The 12,951-nt window shown below is 44.1% G+C and carries 11 protein-coding genes; 2 read left to right on the top strand and 9 right to left on the bottom strand.

Annotated features, from left to right (window positions below):
• The first annotated feature begins 73 nt into the window (after positions 1-73).
• Complete coding sequence (treC, locus tag AC4HAN_RS06760; RefSeq protein WP_491091829.1) at positions 74-1,705, top strand: alpha,alpha-phosphotrehalase; 1,632 nt, start codon at positions 74-76, stop codon at positions 1,703-1,705.
• A 103-nt stretch (positions 1,706-1,808) separates the two neighbouring features.
• On the opposite strand, the gene AC4HAN_RS06755 is transcribed toward treC, so the two are convergent.
• From AC4HAN_RS06755 to AC4HAN_RS06730, 6 genes are all read right to left on the bottom strand, one after another.
• Positions 1,809-2,936: a sodium ion-translocating decarboxylase subunit beta gene (locus tag AC4HAN_RS06755; RefSeq protein ID WP_491091828.1), complete on the bottom strand. Its 1,128-nt coding sequence runs from the start codon at positions 2,934-2,936 to the stop codon at positions 1,809-1,811.
• Positions 2,937-2,950: 14 nt separating this feature from the next.
• The gene (locus AC4HAN_RS06750; RefSeq protein WP_491091827.1) at positions 2,951-3,295 is read right to left on the bottom strand and encodes a biotin/lipoyl-containing protein; all 345 of its coding nucleotides are present in this window, start codon (positions 3,293-3,295) and stop codon (positions 2,951-2,953) included.
• On the bottom strand, positions 3,292-3,588 hold the full coding sequence (locus tag AC4HAN_RS06745; protein ID WP_491091826.1) for an OadG family protein: 297 nt from the start codon (positions 3,586-3,588) through the stop codon (positions 3,292-3,294). The genes AC4HAN_RS06750 and AC4HAN_RS06745 overlap by 4 nt, the downstream gene beginning before the upstream one ends.
• Positions 3,589-3,602: 14 nt before the next feature.
• A complete protein-coding gene (locus AC4HAN_RS06740) occupies positions 3,603-4,997 on the bottom strand; it encodes an oxaloacetate decarboxylase subunit alpha (protein ID WP_491091825.1) in 1,395 nt (464 codons plus the stop codon).
• Positions 4,998-5,140: 143 nt separating this feature from the next.
• Positions 5,141-6,421 carry an Nramp family divalent metal transporter gene (locus AC4HAN_RS06735; protein ID WP_491091824.1) on the bottom strand — a complete coding sequence of 427 codons (1,281 nt, stop codon included), beginning with the start codon at positions 6,419-6,421 and terminating at the stop codon, positions 5,141-5,143.
• Positions 6,422-6,448: 27 nt separating this feature from the next.
• On the bottom strand, positions 6,449-7,420 hold the full coding sequence (locus tag AC4HAN_RS06730) for a dihydrodipicolinate synthase family protein (RefSeq protein WP_491091823.1): 972 nt from the start codon (positions 7,418-7,420) through the stop codon (positions 6,449-6,451).
• A gap of 244 nt (positions 7,421-7,664) precedes the next feature.
• On the opposite strand from AC4HAN_RS06730, the gene AC4HAN_RS06725 reads away from it, so the two are divergent.
• On the top strand, positions 7,665-8,657 hold the full coding sequence (locus AC4HAN_RS06725; RefSeq protein ID WP_491091822.1) for a LacI family DNA-binding transcriptional regulator: 993 nt from the start codon (positions 7,665-7,667) through the stop codon (positions 8,655-8,657).
• A gap of 243 nt (positions 8,658-8,900) precedes the next feature.
• On the opposite strand, the gene AC4HAN_RS06720 is transcribed toward AC4HAN_RS06725, so the two are convergent.
• The 3 genes from AC4HAN_RS06720 to AC4HAN_RS06710 all read right to left on the bottom strand — a co-directional run bounded on the left by AC4HAN_RS06720 (position 8,901) and on the right by AC4HAN_RS06710 (position 12,498).
• Positions 8,901-9,545 carry a DUF4767 domain-containing protein gene (locus tag AC4HAN_RS06720; protein WP_491091821.1) on the bottom strand — a complete coding sequence of 215 codons (645 nt, stop codon included), beginning with the start codon at positions 9,543-9,545 and terminating at the stop codon, positions 8,901-8,903.
• 7 nt (positions 9,546-9,552) lie between these two features.
• Positions 9,553-10,146: a hypothetical protein gene (locus AC4HAN_RS06715; protein WP_491091820.1), complete on the bottom strand. Its 594-nt coding sequence runs from the start codon at positions 10,144-10,146 to the stop codon at positions 9,553-9,555.
• 621 nt (positions 10,147-10,767) lie between these two features.
• Positions 10,768-12,498 (bottom strand): alkaline phosphatase, encoded by a 1,731-nt coding sequence (locus AC4HAN_RS06710; protein WP_491091819.1) that lies wholly within the window; start codon positions 12,496-12,498, stop codon positions 10,768-10,770.
• Positions 12,499-12,951: the final 453 nt, after the last annotated feature.

The raw sequence follows: 12,951 nt of genomic DNA, 5'->3' as shown, positions 1-12,951 counted from the left end.
ATAACAGAGTAGGATATCAGACGTGAAAAGGAGGTCTTTATCCTGCTCTCTTATTATTAGTGAGGAGCATAGTATGACATTAGACAAGAGAAAGGTTGTCTATCAAATTTATCCAAAGTCTTATAAGGATACAACCGGCAATGGGATTGGCGATTTAAAAGGGATTATTGAAAAGCTTCCTTATCTGGAAGAATTAGGCGTGGGAGTCATCTGGCTCAATCCTTTCTATCCGAGTCCGCAGCGGGACAATGGCTATGATGTTTCTGATTATACAGCTGTAAACCCCTTGTTTGGCACGATGGAAGATTTTGAAGAATTATCCCGCAAAGCTAAGGAGCACGGCATTGAGATTATGCTGGATATGGTGCTCAATCACTGCTCGACCGATCATGAGTGGTTTCAAAAGGCTCTGGCCGGTGATCGTTATTATCAAGATTTCTTTATTTTACGAGATCAGCCGACAGACTGGGTTTCCAAATTCGGCGGCAGTGCCTGGGCTCCTTTTGGCGATAGCGGTAAATACTACCTCCACCTTTTTGATAAGACACAGGCTGACCTTAATTGGCGCAATCCTCACGTACGCGATGAACTGTTTAAGGTTGTTAATTTTTGGCGCAATAAAGGCGTCAAAGGTTTTCGCTTTGATGTCATCAATCTGATTGGCAAAGATGAGGAATTAAAGGACAATCCTGACTTTGACGGCAAGCCGGAATACACTGACCGCCCCATTAATCATGACTATCTGAAGCTCTTGAACAAAGCTACTTTTGGCAATGACAGTGACGGTATGACAGTCGGTGAAATGAGTTTTACAGACATTCCTAACTGTGTTCAGTACAGCAATCCAGACAGCCATGAATTGTCTATGGTCTTTAATTTTCATCATCTGAAGGTTGACTATGAAAACGGTCAAAAATGGACACGCAAGCCCTTTGATTTTGAAGAATTAAAAACGCTGTTTCATACTTGGGGAGAAGGCATGAGTGACGGAAACGGCTGGAGCGCTCTTTTTTGGAATAATCACGATCAGCCGCGCGCACTCAATCGTTTTATTGATGTTGAGCATTTCCGCAATGAAGGAGCGACCATGCTTGCATCCAGCATTCATCTGTCACGCGGAACGCCCTATATCTATATGGGGGAAGAAATCGGTATGCTTGATCCGGATTATGACAGCATGGATGATTATGTGGACGTTGAGTGTCTTAATGCTTATCAAGAAATGTTAGATCAGGGAAAATCTCCTGAAGAAGCTTTTCATATTATTAAGGCTAAATCGCGGGATAATTCGCGCACGCCCATGCAGTGGGATGCAAGCCCCAATGCAGGTTTTTCATCGGCTGAGCCCTGGCTGAAAGTTGGCCGGACTTATGAACAGATTAATGTTGCTAAAGAAAAAAGCGGAAAAATTTTTCCATTTTATCAAGAACTCATCCGCCTGCGTAAGACCCTGCCGATTATAGCAGAAGGGGATTATAAAGCGGCCTACAAAGACAGTTCTCAAGTCTACGCTTTTGAGCGAAACTATAAAGGCCAAAAACTGTTGGTTCTCAATAATTTTTCAGCAGCTGAAGCAGAGCTTGATTTGGCAGACAATTATCAGACAGGGCAGGTTTTAATCAGCAATTATGATCATGCCGAGCTTGCTGCTAAAATTACTTTAAAACCCTATCAAACGCTGGCGATTTTACAGCAGGACGATTAAACAGTCAATTTTTTAAGTTAACATTTAAAGAGCGAGACCAAAATCAATTCCTCAAGGATTCTGATTTTGGTCTCGCTCTGTTTTATTAATAGTAAAGTTGGTTTTATGAGAAGAAGGCCAGCAAAATTCCGGCAGCGATAGCAGAGCCGATAACGCCGGCAACATTTGGCCCCATGGCATGCATCAGTAAGAAGTTCTCAGGATCTTCTTTTTGCCCTTCTTTATGGACCACACGCGCAGCCATTGGCACTGCTGATACACCCGCCGCACCAATCATTGGATTGATCTTTCCTTTGGACAGGTAACACATGAGCTTGCCCATTAGCACGCCTGAAGCAGTACCCACTGCAAAGGCAATAAGGCCAAGAAGCGTAATCTTTAAGGTTGTGACAGACAAGAATAAAGCTCCGTCAGCCTTGGCTCCTACAGTCAAGCCTAAAATGATTGTTATACCGTACATTAAAGCATTTTGCAGGACAGTCGTGATGTTTGGAACAACACCGGATTCCTTGACCAAATTGCCCAGCATCAAGCAGCTGATGAGGGTTGTGGCACTAGGAACCAAGAGACTTACAAAAATAGTAACAACAATAGGGAAAATGATTTTTTCGCGCTGGCTGACTTTTCTGCCGACTGTCATAACAATGCGACGCTCTTTTTGAGTGGTCAGCAGTTTTATGATAGGCGGCTGGATAATGGGGATAAGCGCCATATAAGAGTAGGCTGCCAGGGCAATGGCAGAGAGCAGATGGGGAGCCAGTTTCGATGTTAAAAAGAGGGCTGTCGGACCATCAGCACCACCGATAATCCCCACAGAAGCGGCTTCCTGAGGAGACATCCCCCAGCTGGCAGCCAGAAAGAAGGCTGCAAAGATACCGAATTGGGCAGCTCCTCCCAGTAAAATTGTTTTGGGATTGGCCAGCAACGGTTCAAAGTCTGTTGATGCTCCCAGACAAAGGAAAATCAAGGGCGGGTAAATGCCTAAATGAGTTCCTTGGTAGAGATAATAGAGGAGCCCGCCAGCTTCAGCCTTTGTCGGTTCAGCCATCAGATTGGCCAGAGGAAGGTTGACTAAAAGCATCCCGAAAGAAATCGGAATCATAAGGTAGGGTTCATATCCCTTTTTAATGCCCAGGTAGAGGAAGATGCAGGCTATCACAATCATGATGATATTTTGATAGGTTAAATTATAAAAACCGGATGTTTCTATTAATTGATGAATGATTTGCATAGCAATCCTCCTTGTCAGATGGTCATCAACAGATCATCGGCATTGACAGTTTGATTGACTGAAACAGCAACAGCAGCAACAGTCCCGTCTTTTGGTGCCTGAATAGGAGTTTCCATTTTCATAGCTTCCAAGGTAAATAGTGTATCGCCTGCTTTGACCGCATCTCCGACAGTCTTATGAATTTGCAGAATTTTTCCTGCCATCGGTGCCTGAATATCATAGCCATCTGAAGGATCAGCTGCTGCAGGCGCAGGTGCTTGCTTAGCTTGCTTAGGCGGAGCAGTCTCCTCTGCTGCATCGAGCTCTCTCAGGCTGACAATATAGATATCTCCATTAACGTTCACTTCATATGTTTTCATTTTTGACTCCCTACTTTTTCAACTTTTTCGATTTTAAATTGTTTATCTTCTTCTTTACTGGCAATGGCCAGCGCTGTGATGACGGCTATTTTGGCGTGCTTGTCTTTGTCAACTAAGTTCTGGCCTGTCAAAATTTTTGGCGCCTGCGCTGATAAAGGCGCAGGTTCGCTCTTTTTGTCAGAAGCATTGGCAAGAGCAGCCGTCAGCTGAATGACATACATTAAGCCGGTCAAAATGAGAAAGACCAAGCCCATGGATGCCAAGGTTATAATAAACATATCGGTTAATTCCATGATTCCCCCTTCTTTTAGAACCTGCCGGACACTCTGATAAGGTCTTCTTTAGTGTCTGCCGGAGTGTATTTTGTTTTCAAAAATTCTTTTCCAACCTTTGGAAAGAGGGCGTAAATGAGAATATCTTCATCGGACTGTGCAAGACCTGAAACCTGTTCAGCTAAGCTGTCAAATTCAGGATCCAGATGGTCGGCCGGCCGGTCTGTGATGACCTCTTCATCCTCAATCAGCTGCCTGCGGAAATCATCATCGATAGGAACGGGAGAACGTCCGTATTGACCCATCAGATAAGCTTTGATTTCGCTGGGTACCATTTTGTAGGCACTTCCGGATACAACATTCATGGTTGCCTGTGTTCCCACCATCTGACTGAGCGGGGTTACAAGCGGCGGGTAGCCCAGATTCTTGCGGACCCGTGGAATTTCTTTCAGGACTTCTTCGTATTTGTCAACAGCATTGGCCTGTTTTAACTGTGAATACATGTTTGACAGCATACCGCCCGGCACCTGATAAATAAGCGAGCGCGGATCCGGCGTCAGCATTTTCGGATCGAGCAGGCCTTCCTTGAGATAGCGGTCCTTTAAGGGTCTGAAGTAGTCTGCCGCTTCTTCAAGCAAATCCATGTTCAGTCCGTGGTCATATCCCAGCTCTTTCAGCACAATAGCCATGGACTCAGTAGCCGGCTGGCTGGTTCCTTCACTAAAAGGTGAAATAGCTGTGTCAATGCGCTGAGCTCCAGCCTCTAAGACCGCCTGATAAGTCAAAGGTGCAATGCCGCTGGTACAGTGGGTATGCACGACAATAGGAATGCGGATGACTTCAGCCAGAGCACTTACCAGTTCTTTTCCTTTAGCCGGTGTCAAAATACCGGCCATGTCTTTGATACACAGGGAATCTGCTCCCATCTCCTGCATTTCCTGAGCCAGCGAGACATAATAAGGGACGGTGTGAACATCGCTGATGGTATAGCAGATAGTCAGCTGAGCTTCTTTTCCCGTCTTTTTAACAGCTTTGAGGGCAGTCTTTAAATTTCTGACATCATTTAAAGCATCAAAAATCCGAAAAATATCAATCCCGTTTTTAGCAGACCGACTGATGAATTTTTCAACGACATCATCGGCATAATGCCGGTAGCCTAATAAGTTTTGCCCGCGCAGCAGCATCTGCAAAGGGGTGTTGGGAGCCAGTCTTTTGATGGTGCGCAGGCGTTCCCAAGGGTCTTCATTTAAAAAGCGGATGCAGGCATCAAAAGTTGCTCCTCCCCAGCATTCCAAAGAGGCATAGCCGATTTTGTCCAGCAAAGGGATGACGGGCTCCATATCAGCCAGAGGCATTCTGGTGGCCATCAAGGACTGATGGGCATCCCGCAGGACGGTATCGGTAATGCCGATTTTTCTGACATTGTCCATAATATACTCCTTATCTAGTGCTTTAGGAAATAGTTACTTCTATTATACTACATTCTTCGAAAAAGGAAAAAGCCACCGGCTGATAAGCATAAAGAGCATACAGCTCTAAGATGCTTAAAAGCGCAAGTGGCTTTTTTACGGTTTTAGCCTCCTAAAGACTCAATCAGCTGTGGGATATAAACGCCCAGAGCAGAAACAGTCATTGCCAGAACGAAAATATAGCTGACAGTCATGGAGATTTGTAAAATTCTGGGGATTTTGTAGCCCTTGTGAATTTCCGGCTTCCACAGAATCAGCATAACAAAGAGCCCGGCAACAGGGGTTGCAATAGCAGTTGCTACATTTGCAATAAAAATCAGTTGGGTAGGAGAACCATTGTAAGAAAAGCAGACAATGCAGGCAAATACAAGGCAGATCAGACAGCCCCAGCGGATAAATTTTGATTCGAGGGCCACATCTTTGTCAAATCCTGCTCCCAAAAGAACCATACCGCGCTGCGTATTGCCAAGAAGCGATGAGAATCCTGCCCCCAGCAGGGCAATTCCCATGACAAATTTAGCAGCTTTTCCTAAAAACGGAACGAGTAAATCAGCTAATTGTGACGGATTTTGGATGGCAATATGCTGCGGGTGCAAAACGATAGCCCCCACAAGAATAATAGCTCCTGAAATCAGTACAACGGTAACAACATGCGCTATGGCATCCCAAAACATGGCCCCATTGAACAGATCTTCTTTTTTCCATTTTTTCTCAACTCCCAGATAAGTGCCATAGATACCGGCAGTAACAGCAGCATTGGTACTGATATAAGCGAGTGCGGTGCTCAGGCTCCCTTTGGGAACTTTCCACAGCACCAAACCTTTGCCGAAAGCAGCCCAATCCGGTCCGCCGGAAGCGACTAGGGTTGCATAAAAAGCAAGAATCATGCCAATGATACAGATTAAAATACCTTTTTCAACCTTTGAGTAAACGCCTTTGGAGAAATAACAGTACATCAGTACAGCCAGCATAATGAGAGCCCCTAATTTCCAGTCGATGCCAAAAATCAGATTCATTCCGGCTCCGGTACCGCTGATATTTCCTAAAGTAAAGAAGAGGCAGGATAAAAAGAGAGCACAGCCGACAAAACCGGAAGCAATTCCGCCGTAATAGTGCCTAATGGCATGTAAAATAGGCATGCCTGTTAGCATAGAAATACGGTAAGACGTCAGCATGAAGGTAACCCCCATGAAAATGATGGGGATTACCAGCCAGATCAGCTGATAACCGTAATTTGCTCCCATCATGGCAGACGCTGTGATATTTCCAGGACCGATAACAACACCTGTTAAAATCAAACCGGGTCCGATTCGTTTTAAAATTTCCCGAAAACCAAGTTTTTTGACAGATGACAAGTCAGCAGTTTGATTATCTTTATCAGTCATAATCTACTCCATTTCTGCAGATACACATTATTTGAATGGAGTCATATCAACTTCAGGCAGGTCGCTGCGTTCAAGGCCCAGAGCGATCCAGTCTTTTTCTTCTTGATTGAGCGGCAGTACAGGTTTTCTCATTAATCCTGAGCTGAAAATACCGCGCTGTACTAATGCTTCTTTCAAGCGGGCATGAGCTTCGCCGGAAGGCTGTCCGCCGCCGTAAATAGCTTGTGAAATATGGAAAATCCGGTCTGACCAATCTTGAGCTTCTTTCAAGGTATGTTTATCAGGGTCGGCGAAGACTTCACGTGCAGGACAGATGATTTCCGGAACACAGCCGGCAAATCCGATCAAAGCACCGTCCATGCCTGGGAACCAGCTGACACAGAGCGTTTCATCGTGGCAGGTAATCAAGGAAATGTCAGGACATTTTTGACGCAGCAAACGAACATCGTGTTCATAGATTGACGTTACGCGCGTGCCCATCTTGATACATTTGACGTGATCGATTTCATTGCACATCTTAATCAGGGTTTCGACAGGATAGAATGCTTTGCTGGTAGCTGGGTAGAGGTGAATGACAATATCAATGTCAGCACCTTCAGCAACATCTTTAACATATTCAAATGGTGCATCAGGGTGCATACCAAAGCGCAGCCACATGTGCGGCGGCATCAAAAGGATAGCATCAGCGCCGGCTTCTTTAGCTTCGCGGGCCATTTCAATACTTTCAGCTGTGTTTTCGCAGTTAACACCGGAAACGATGGTCATAACATCGCCGCACTCTTCCGCACAGATTTCAACGACACGTTTGCGTTCTTCGCGCGTCAGTCCGGTAACTTCGCCTGTGTGACCGTTACAGACCAAGCCGTCCATACCTTTGCCGTAAAATGTTTTGATCCAGCGCAGGTAAGCTCGAAATTCCGGTTCGTTAATAGAATAATCGTCGTTGAGCGGAACAGAAACAGCAGGGAAGATTGTTTTGAAGTTTTTAACTTTAGCCATGAGAAAGACTCCTTTAAAAATGATTTTTGTACAAACGTTTGTTTACAAAACACATTATATTATTGACTGAAAACGCTGTCAACAGTATCCGCTGTTTCTGCAAAAAATTGTATAAAACAGGCTTTTTTATAGTCATTATTGAAAAAAATATAAAAAAGTAAAAAGGAGAAGGGAGCTTGCATTTTTTGCCTTTCAGGCTTATAATAAGAGTAAATATACAATCGTTTGCAGAAGGAGACAGCAGATGGTAACCTTAAAAGACGTTGCAAAATTAGCCTGTGTCGATGTCAGCACAGTTTCCAGAGCTCTGAACAATTCAGCTTATGTTCACCCTGAAACAAAGGCGCGCATCATGGAAGCCGTAAAAGAACTGAGCTACCAGCCCAATGTGCTGGCTAAGGGTCTCAGAGAAGGGAAACGCCACACCATCGGTGTTGTCATTCCACATCTGCATATGACAACTTTTGCTGAGATCACACAGGGCATAGAAGAAGAGGCAACAAAGGCGGGCTATGCTACTCTTATTTGCAATACCGGAGATAACCCTGCTATTGAAAAAGCCTATCTCAACCGTTTGAGAAATGGTTTTGTTGATGGCATTATTATCGCAGGAACCGGCAGCAACAAAAAGCTGCTCAGAGATATTCAAGTCAGCGGCCTTGCCGTGACACAGATTATGCGAAAGCAGGATCCTGAAATCAGCAGCGTTACTGTGGGCTATAAAACCAGTGCCTACGAGGCAACCAAATATTTTGCCGACAAGGGCTGCAGGCAGATTGGCTTGATTAACGGAACGATGACATTAGCTCCCTATAAGGAACGTTATCAGGGCTATCAAAAGGCCTTAAAAGAATTGGGGCTGACTGAGACCACCGCTGAGTTTGACAATCCTGTTAATACCATGGATTACGGCTATGACTGCACCATGGAATTGCTGCGGCGCAACCCACAGTTAGATGCTATTGTGGCAGCGGTTGATACGCAGGGAATTGGAGCTTTGCGAGCCTTGAAAGAAAAGAAGATCAGAGTTCCGCAACAAGTCAGGCTGATCAGTTTAACCGGTCAGGCAATCGGAGCCATGCTGGAAACCTCAATGACGGCCATGGAAATTCCGGCTAAAGAGCTGGGCGAAAAAGCTGCTGTCATGAATCTTGAGGATATTGGTTCCAAAACGAAAAAACCAAGCGCCAGGCACTTGGTCTACAGCTCAGTATTGGTGGAGAGAGAAAGCAGCTGAGCAGAAAGAATCGGCAGTATAAGAGGCTGGGATAAAAGTCTTTCCTACTTTAACTATTTAAGATATAGCAGTTTGACGCAGTGGTTGGGAGTAAGACTTGTTGGCTGTGTCAACTTAGTCTTGCCCCTGCACAGTTCATTAGGCGCTTTAGCACCAATGAACCACTGCTGATTGGAGGTGGAACGACAAAATCAAAATCGTACTGTCATTACGATTTACCGATTTTTGTCTCACTGATATTTTTCAGTCATGCGTAAAAATATCAGTGAAGACAGAGCGCAGTTTGCTGCTGCCCTTACTTGTAAAAACTATGCGCTTCCGTTTAAGTGAAACAGGCTCAATAATCTGCGCTTCTTTTCCATCTTTTATGATAAAGAAGTAAGTGTGTTTTTTGCTGGCTTTTGTGTCATTTTGATTTGAAAAAACAGCAACAACGTTCCAGCCGGGCAGCTCGCCCGTTTTGGAATACTGCAGCTGGCGGCTTTTCCCGTCAACGCTGACCTTGAGAATCTCTTTAGTTTTAATATTGCTGATAACTTGGGTTGGCAGGGTGATGCCCTTCCATTTAACGCCTGTTCCTACCCAGTACTCCGTGAAACGACCTTGGTTTGACGGGCGGTAAACCATCATTCTCTGCCTTAGGGACTCTGCTTTTTGCAGATTCCAGGCAGTCTGTTTTTCTGACTGCTGTTCTTGGTGGTCATGGTCTGCTTTTAACAAGTGGCTGCGGGATTCTTGTTTATTATGGACAGCCGTCAGACGGCTTATTTGTTCGGAGTTTTGCCGGGCAGCGGCCGGTTTTGTTTGAAATGCCAAGGAAACAGCCCAAACAGCGGCCAGGCTGCAAAAGACAGCAGTTTTGATAAGGTTTTTAAGTGCTTTCATCATCTTCTTTCTACTCCGTTTTATTTAAAACAGCTTCCTGAAAAGTTTTATATTCTTTAGTATTAAAAATAGAAATGCCGTAAGCTTTTTGTTTCTTAGTCACCGGGATTTCACGGTAAGAAATAGAAACATCATTCATAACATAAGGGTCATAGCGATTGCTCAGCAAAATTTTCTCTTTTTGCTGATAGTAGTCGGTTGTTTTCAGTCCGATATCCAGAGCTTTTTGGGAATAAGCGATAATGCCGTAGTATACAAATTGACCTTGAGAATAGTCCGGAATGGTATTATTGGCGACAAAATATTGATTGCCGCTGATTTTATCTTTAAAGTAATCGGCCTTCAGAAAAATACCATCGCCGGTTTGGGTATTTTCACTTTTAACAGGTTTGCCGAATTCTGCTTTCAGATAATTGTAGATTTCGCTGTAAGTGGTTAGCTTGCTGCGGTTAAACTTGTGCTTGGGCAATTTAACCGAGGCAGCATTAAATTTTTTCTGCAGACGCGGCTCGTTCTTTAGCAAAGCCGTTTCGCTTTCGGCCTTGCTGCCCGGCACCAAAAAGAGCAGAGACAGCAGTATTAGAGGCAATGCATATTTTCTCATGTTCTCTCCTTTATTTAAGATACAAAGGGCGTGAAGAAATCCGTATAAAAATAGGAAACGGACGCTGTGTCGTTAAGACACAAGGACGTTTATCTTTTTTACTAGGATTTTAGCCCGTGTTCAATTACTAAGATATGGCAGAGGATTGTTATCTAAGTGCTTTGCACTTGATAACAAATGAGGCTGGACAAAAACTTGTCCAATATTCCTGTTTTGGAATAAGCTCTTGACGCAGTGGTTGGCTGGCTTTCCTTTTGCCACGAGGCCAAAGCGGAAAACCTAGCCAACTGTGCGGGGGTGGGAGTGAAACGGTCTGGGGAGAGACCGTTTCAGGTCACCACCTTGAAACTAGGGAGTGGTGAGAACCAAAATTTTCAATTTTTGGGTTCTTTCCCACTCCCTGCCTCTCCCGCTAACATCGTTTGCTTAGTAAGATCGACTAACCAATCGAAGTGTCGCAAAGGGCGTTAAGAAAGCGAGAAGAAAATAGGAGGCTAACGCCATGTGCTTTGCGCATAAGGCAGGCTATCTTTTTCTCGACGCTTTCAGCCCGTGTTCAGTTATGAAAGAAGGGGCAATACTTATTACCCCTTTCTTTTTATAGATAAAATAGAGAGACCGTTATTCTTTTGCCTTAGGCGGCTTTTGTCCGACACCTGTTGGCTTTTTCGTTTTCTTTTCCATCTCATCTTTAGGTCCGGCAGGTTTACCGTTGAAGCCCATTGCTTCGCCGATGCGGACAGCTACATCTGTGTCATCAAATTCACCGTCAAACATGTAAGCTCCGGATCCCATGGCATAGACGGGCACTTTATCGCCGGAATGGTCGGTAGTCGTCCAAGCCAAACCTGATTTTTTGTTTAGTATCCTTGTTGCAGTAATTGAAACCGGAACATAGCCGCCGTAGTTGGTATCTTGCTGATCGGATTCTTTTTTAGATTCTTCGAATGCTTTTTTAAGGCTTTCATATTCTTCTTTAGAACACAGAAGTCGGTCTTTGCCCTGCTGCTTCAGATAATCTTCCTCCTGAGCATTGGTGATTGTTTCAGAAGGAGCGTCAGCCTTTAGTTTTAAACCGAAGAAGTCTTGGATTTTCGGAGCAAATTCTTCGAATGTCAAGTCAGGGTTCTTCTCAAGAGCTGCCGTCACAATCTTATCAAATTCGACCTGTGATCCTTTTTGGTGAGTCAGTTGATCCAGATAAGTTTCATAGCCGGTCGATTCATTACCGATTGTAAATCCTCCGGTCGCATGGTCAGCTGTCACAATAATCAAGGTATCATCAGGATGTTCCTTGTAAAAGCGGATAGCCGTCTGAATGGAATCTTGAAAACCAATGACTTCATTGAGAGTAGTCGCAGCATCGTTGGCATGCTCAGCCCAGTCAATTTTTCCGGATTCGGCCATCATGAAGAAGCCTTCCGGGTCGTCTTCCATGACTTCGATCCCCTTTTTGACCATATCATTTAGATCTTGATCGCCTTTTTTCTGGTCAATTTTATAGGTCATGGCACCGTCATCCTGGAGGTCTTCGGCAACCAAATAGACTTTTTTAGAGTCTGCATCAATCTTTTTCGCTTTTTGCTTGGTGTCAGCTATTGTATAGCCGTTTTCCTTTAAAACCTTGTAGAGATCTTTTTGATCCTCATTTTCTCCGGTTCGGTCTTTTAAAGAGCCCCCTGCAAAGTAATCGAAGTTTGTTTTTGCCATCTGCAAGCCGATATCATAATAAGAATCGCGGGATTCCTCGTTGGCGTAAAAAGCAGCCGGTGTCGCATGGTTGAGTGTTACAGAGGACAGGATTCCGACTGATTTGCCCGAACGTTTAGCCTTTTCGGCAATGGAATCAGCCGATTTTGAGAAATCTCCCGAAAGTCCCAGAGTGTCTGTCTGTGTCTTAATCCCTGTACCAAAAGCTGTTGCTGTTGAGGCTGAATCTGGGATAAAGGAGTGGCAGTCGTACTGTGTTTTGAGACCGATAACCGGCATATCAGTAAAGTTCATGCGGTCAGGATAGACTTCCCCCTTGTTTGTTTTGGTAATTCCCAAATAATTTTCGGCAGCTGTGACAGGAGTAATTCCCATACCGTCGCCAATGAAAAGAAAGACGTATTTAGCCTGATTTTCATTAACTTTTGAATAATCTTCTGTCTTGGGCCGATTGGTATCATACATAGCAACGTCTTTTCCGTTAGCCGTTTTTCTGGCAGCCGAGGAGCTGTTAACCGCATCCGTATTTAGTTTGATGGCACCTGACTTCGCACAGGCACCAAATAGCATAGCCGAAGCTGCCAAAGCAATCCCAAAACGTTTTATTGATTTAGCGTTTGACTTCATAAATTCCCCCATCATTATATTAAGATCACTTTGATTATAGCTAAACTTTGTATGATTTTTATCTTGTTATTATCAATTTTATGTAAATCTTGAAAGAAAAACCGCAGCCACATGTTCAGCGCTGGAAGAATTGAACAGACCAAATCAATCGTTCATATATTTTATATAACGCTATTACGAAAAGACGCCTATGATAAATTACGAATAGTCTTTGTGAAACACTTGATAAGAGTGCTGACTTCGTTTTGAATAGTTGGGCCTGTCTCCAAGCACCTCTTAATAAAGCTGTAACATGCCTTTGTTAAAATGAAAAATAAATTATTGCAGCAGTGAAAGAACACAGGCATTTTTTAATTGGCAAGAATCGGAGAAAAATCTCCCCGCATTGTAAAATGAAGTGCAACAGAAAAGACATGTTCGTCTGATATACTAGAATTCCCCAACTCAGTATAGAAAGCAGATGAACAT

Source organism: Streptococcus sp. ELY_86 (assembly GCF_058314495.1).
Note: the sequence above shows the minus strand (reverse complement) of the source record. Positions and strands in the feature narration are given on the sequence as shown.

Bases quoted from the DNA above. Each gene is read 5' to 3' on its own strand.
- AC4HAN_RS06715 (WP_491091820.1), bottom strand. From the start codon at position 10,146: ATGAGAAAATATGCATTGCCTCTAATACTGCTGTCTCTGCTCTTTTTG.
- treC (WP_491091829.1), top strand. From the start codon at position 74: ATGACATTAGACAAGAGAAAGGTTGTCTATCAAATTTATCCAAAGTCT.
- AC4HAN_RS06735 (WP_491091824.1), bottom strand. From the start codon at position 6,421: ATGACTGATAAAGATAATCAAACTGCTGACTTGTCATCTGTCAAAAAA.
- AC4HAN_RS06740 (WP_491091825.1), bottom strand. From the start codon at position 4,997: ATGGACAATGTCAGAAAAATCGGCATTACCGATACCGTCCTGCGGGAT.
- AC4HAN_RS06745 (WP_491091826.1), bottom strand. From the start codon at position 3,588: ATGGAATTAACCGATATGTTTATTATAACCTTGGCATCCATGGGCTTG.
- AC4HAN_RS06710 (WP_491091819.1), bottom strand. From the start codon at position 12,498: ATGATGGGGGAATTTATGAAGTCAAACGCTAAATCAATAAAACGTTTT.
- AC4HAN_RS06730 (WP_491091823.1), bottom strand. From the start codon at position 7,420: ATGGCTAAAGTTAAAAACTTCAAAACAATCTTCCCTGCTGTTTCTGTT.
- AC4HAN_RS06725 (WP_491091822.1), top strand. From the start codon at position 7,665: ATGGTAACCTTAAAAGACGTTGCAAAATTAGCCTGTGTCGATGTCAGC.
- AC4HAN_RS06720 (WP_491091821.1), bottom strand. From the start codon at position 9,545: ATGATGAAAGCACTTAAAAACCTTATCAAAACTGCTGTCTTTTGCAGC.
- AC4HAN_RS06755 (WP_491091828.1), bottom strand. From the start codon at position 2,936: ATGCAAATCATTCATCAATTAATAGAAACATCCGGTTTTTATAATTTA.
- AC4HAN_RS06750 (WP_491091827.1), bottom strand. From the start codon at position 3,295: ATGAAAACATATGAAGTGAACGTTAATGGAGATATCTATATTGTCAGC.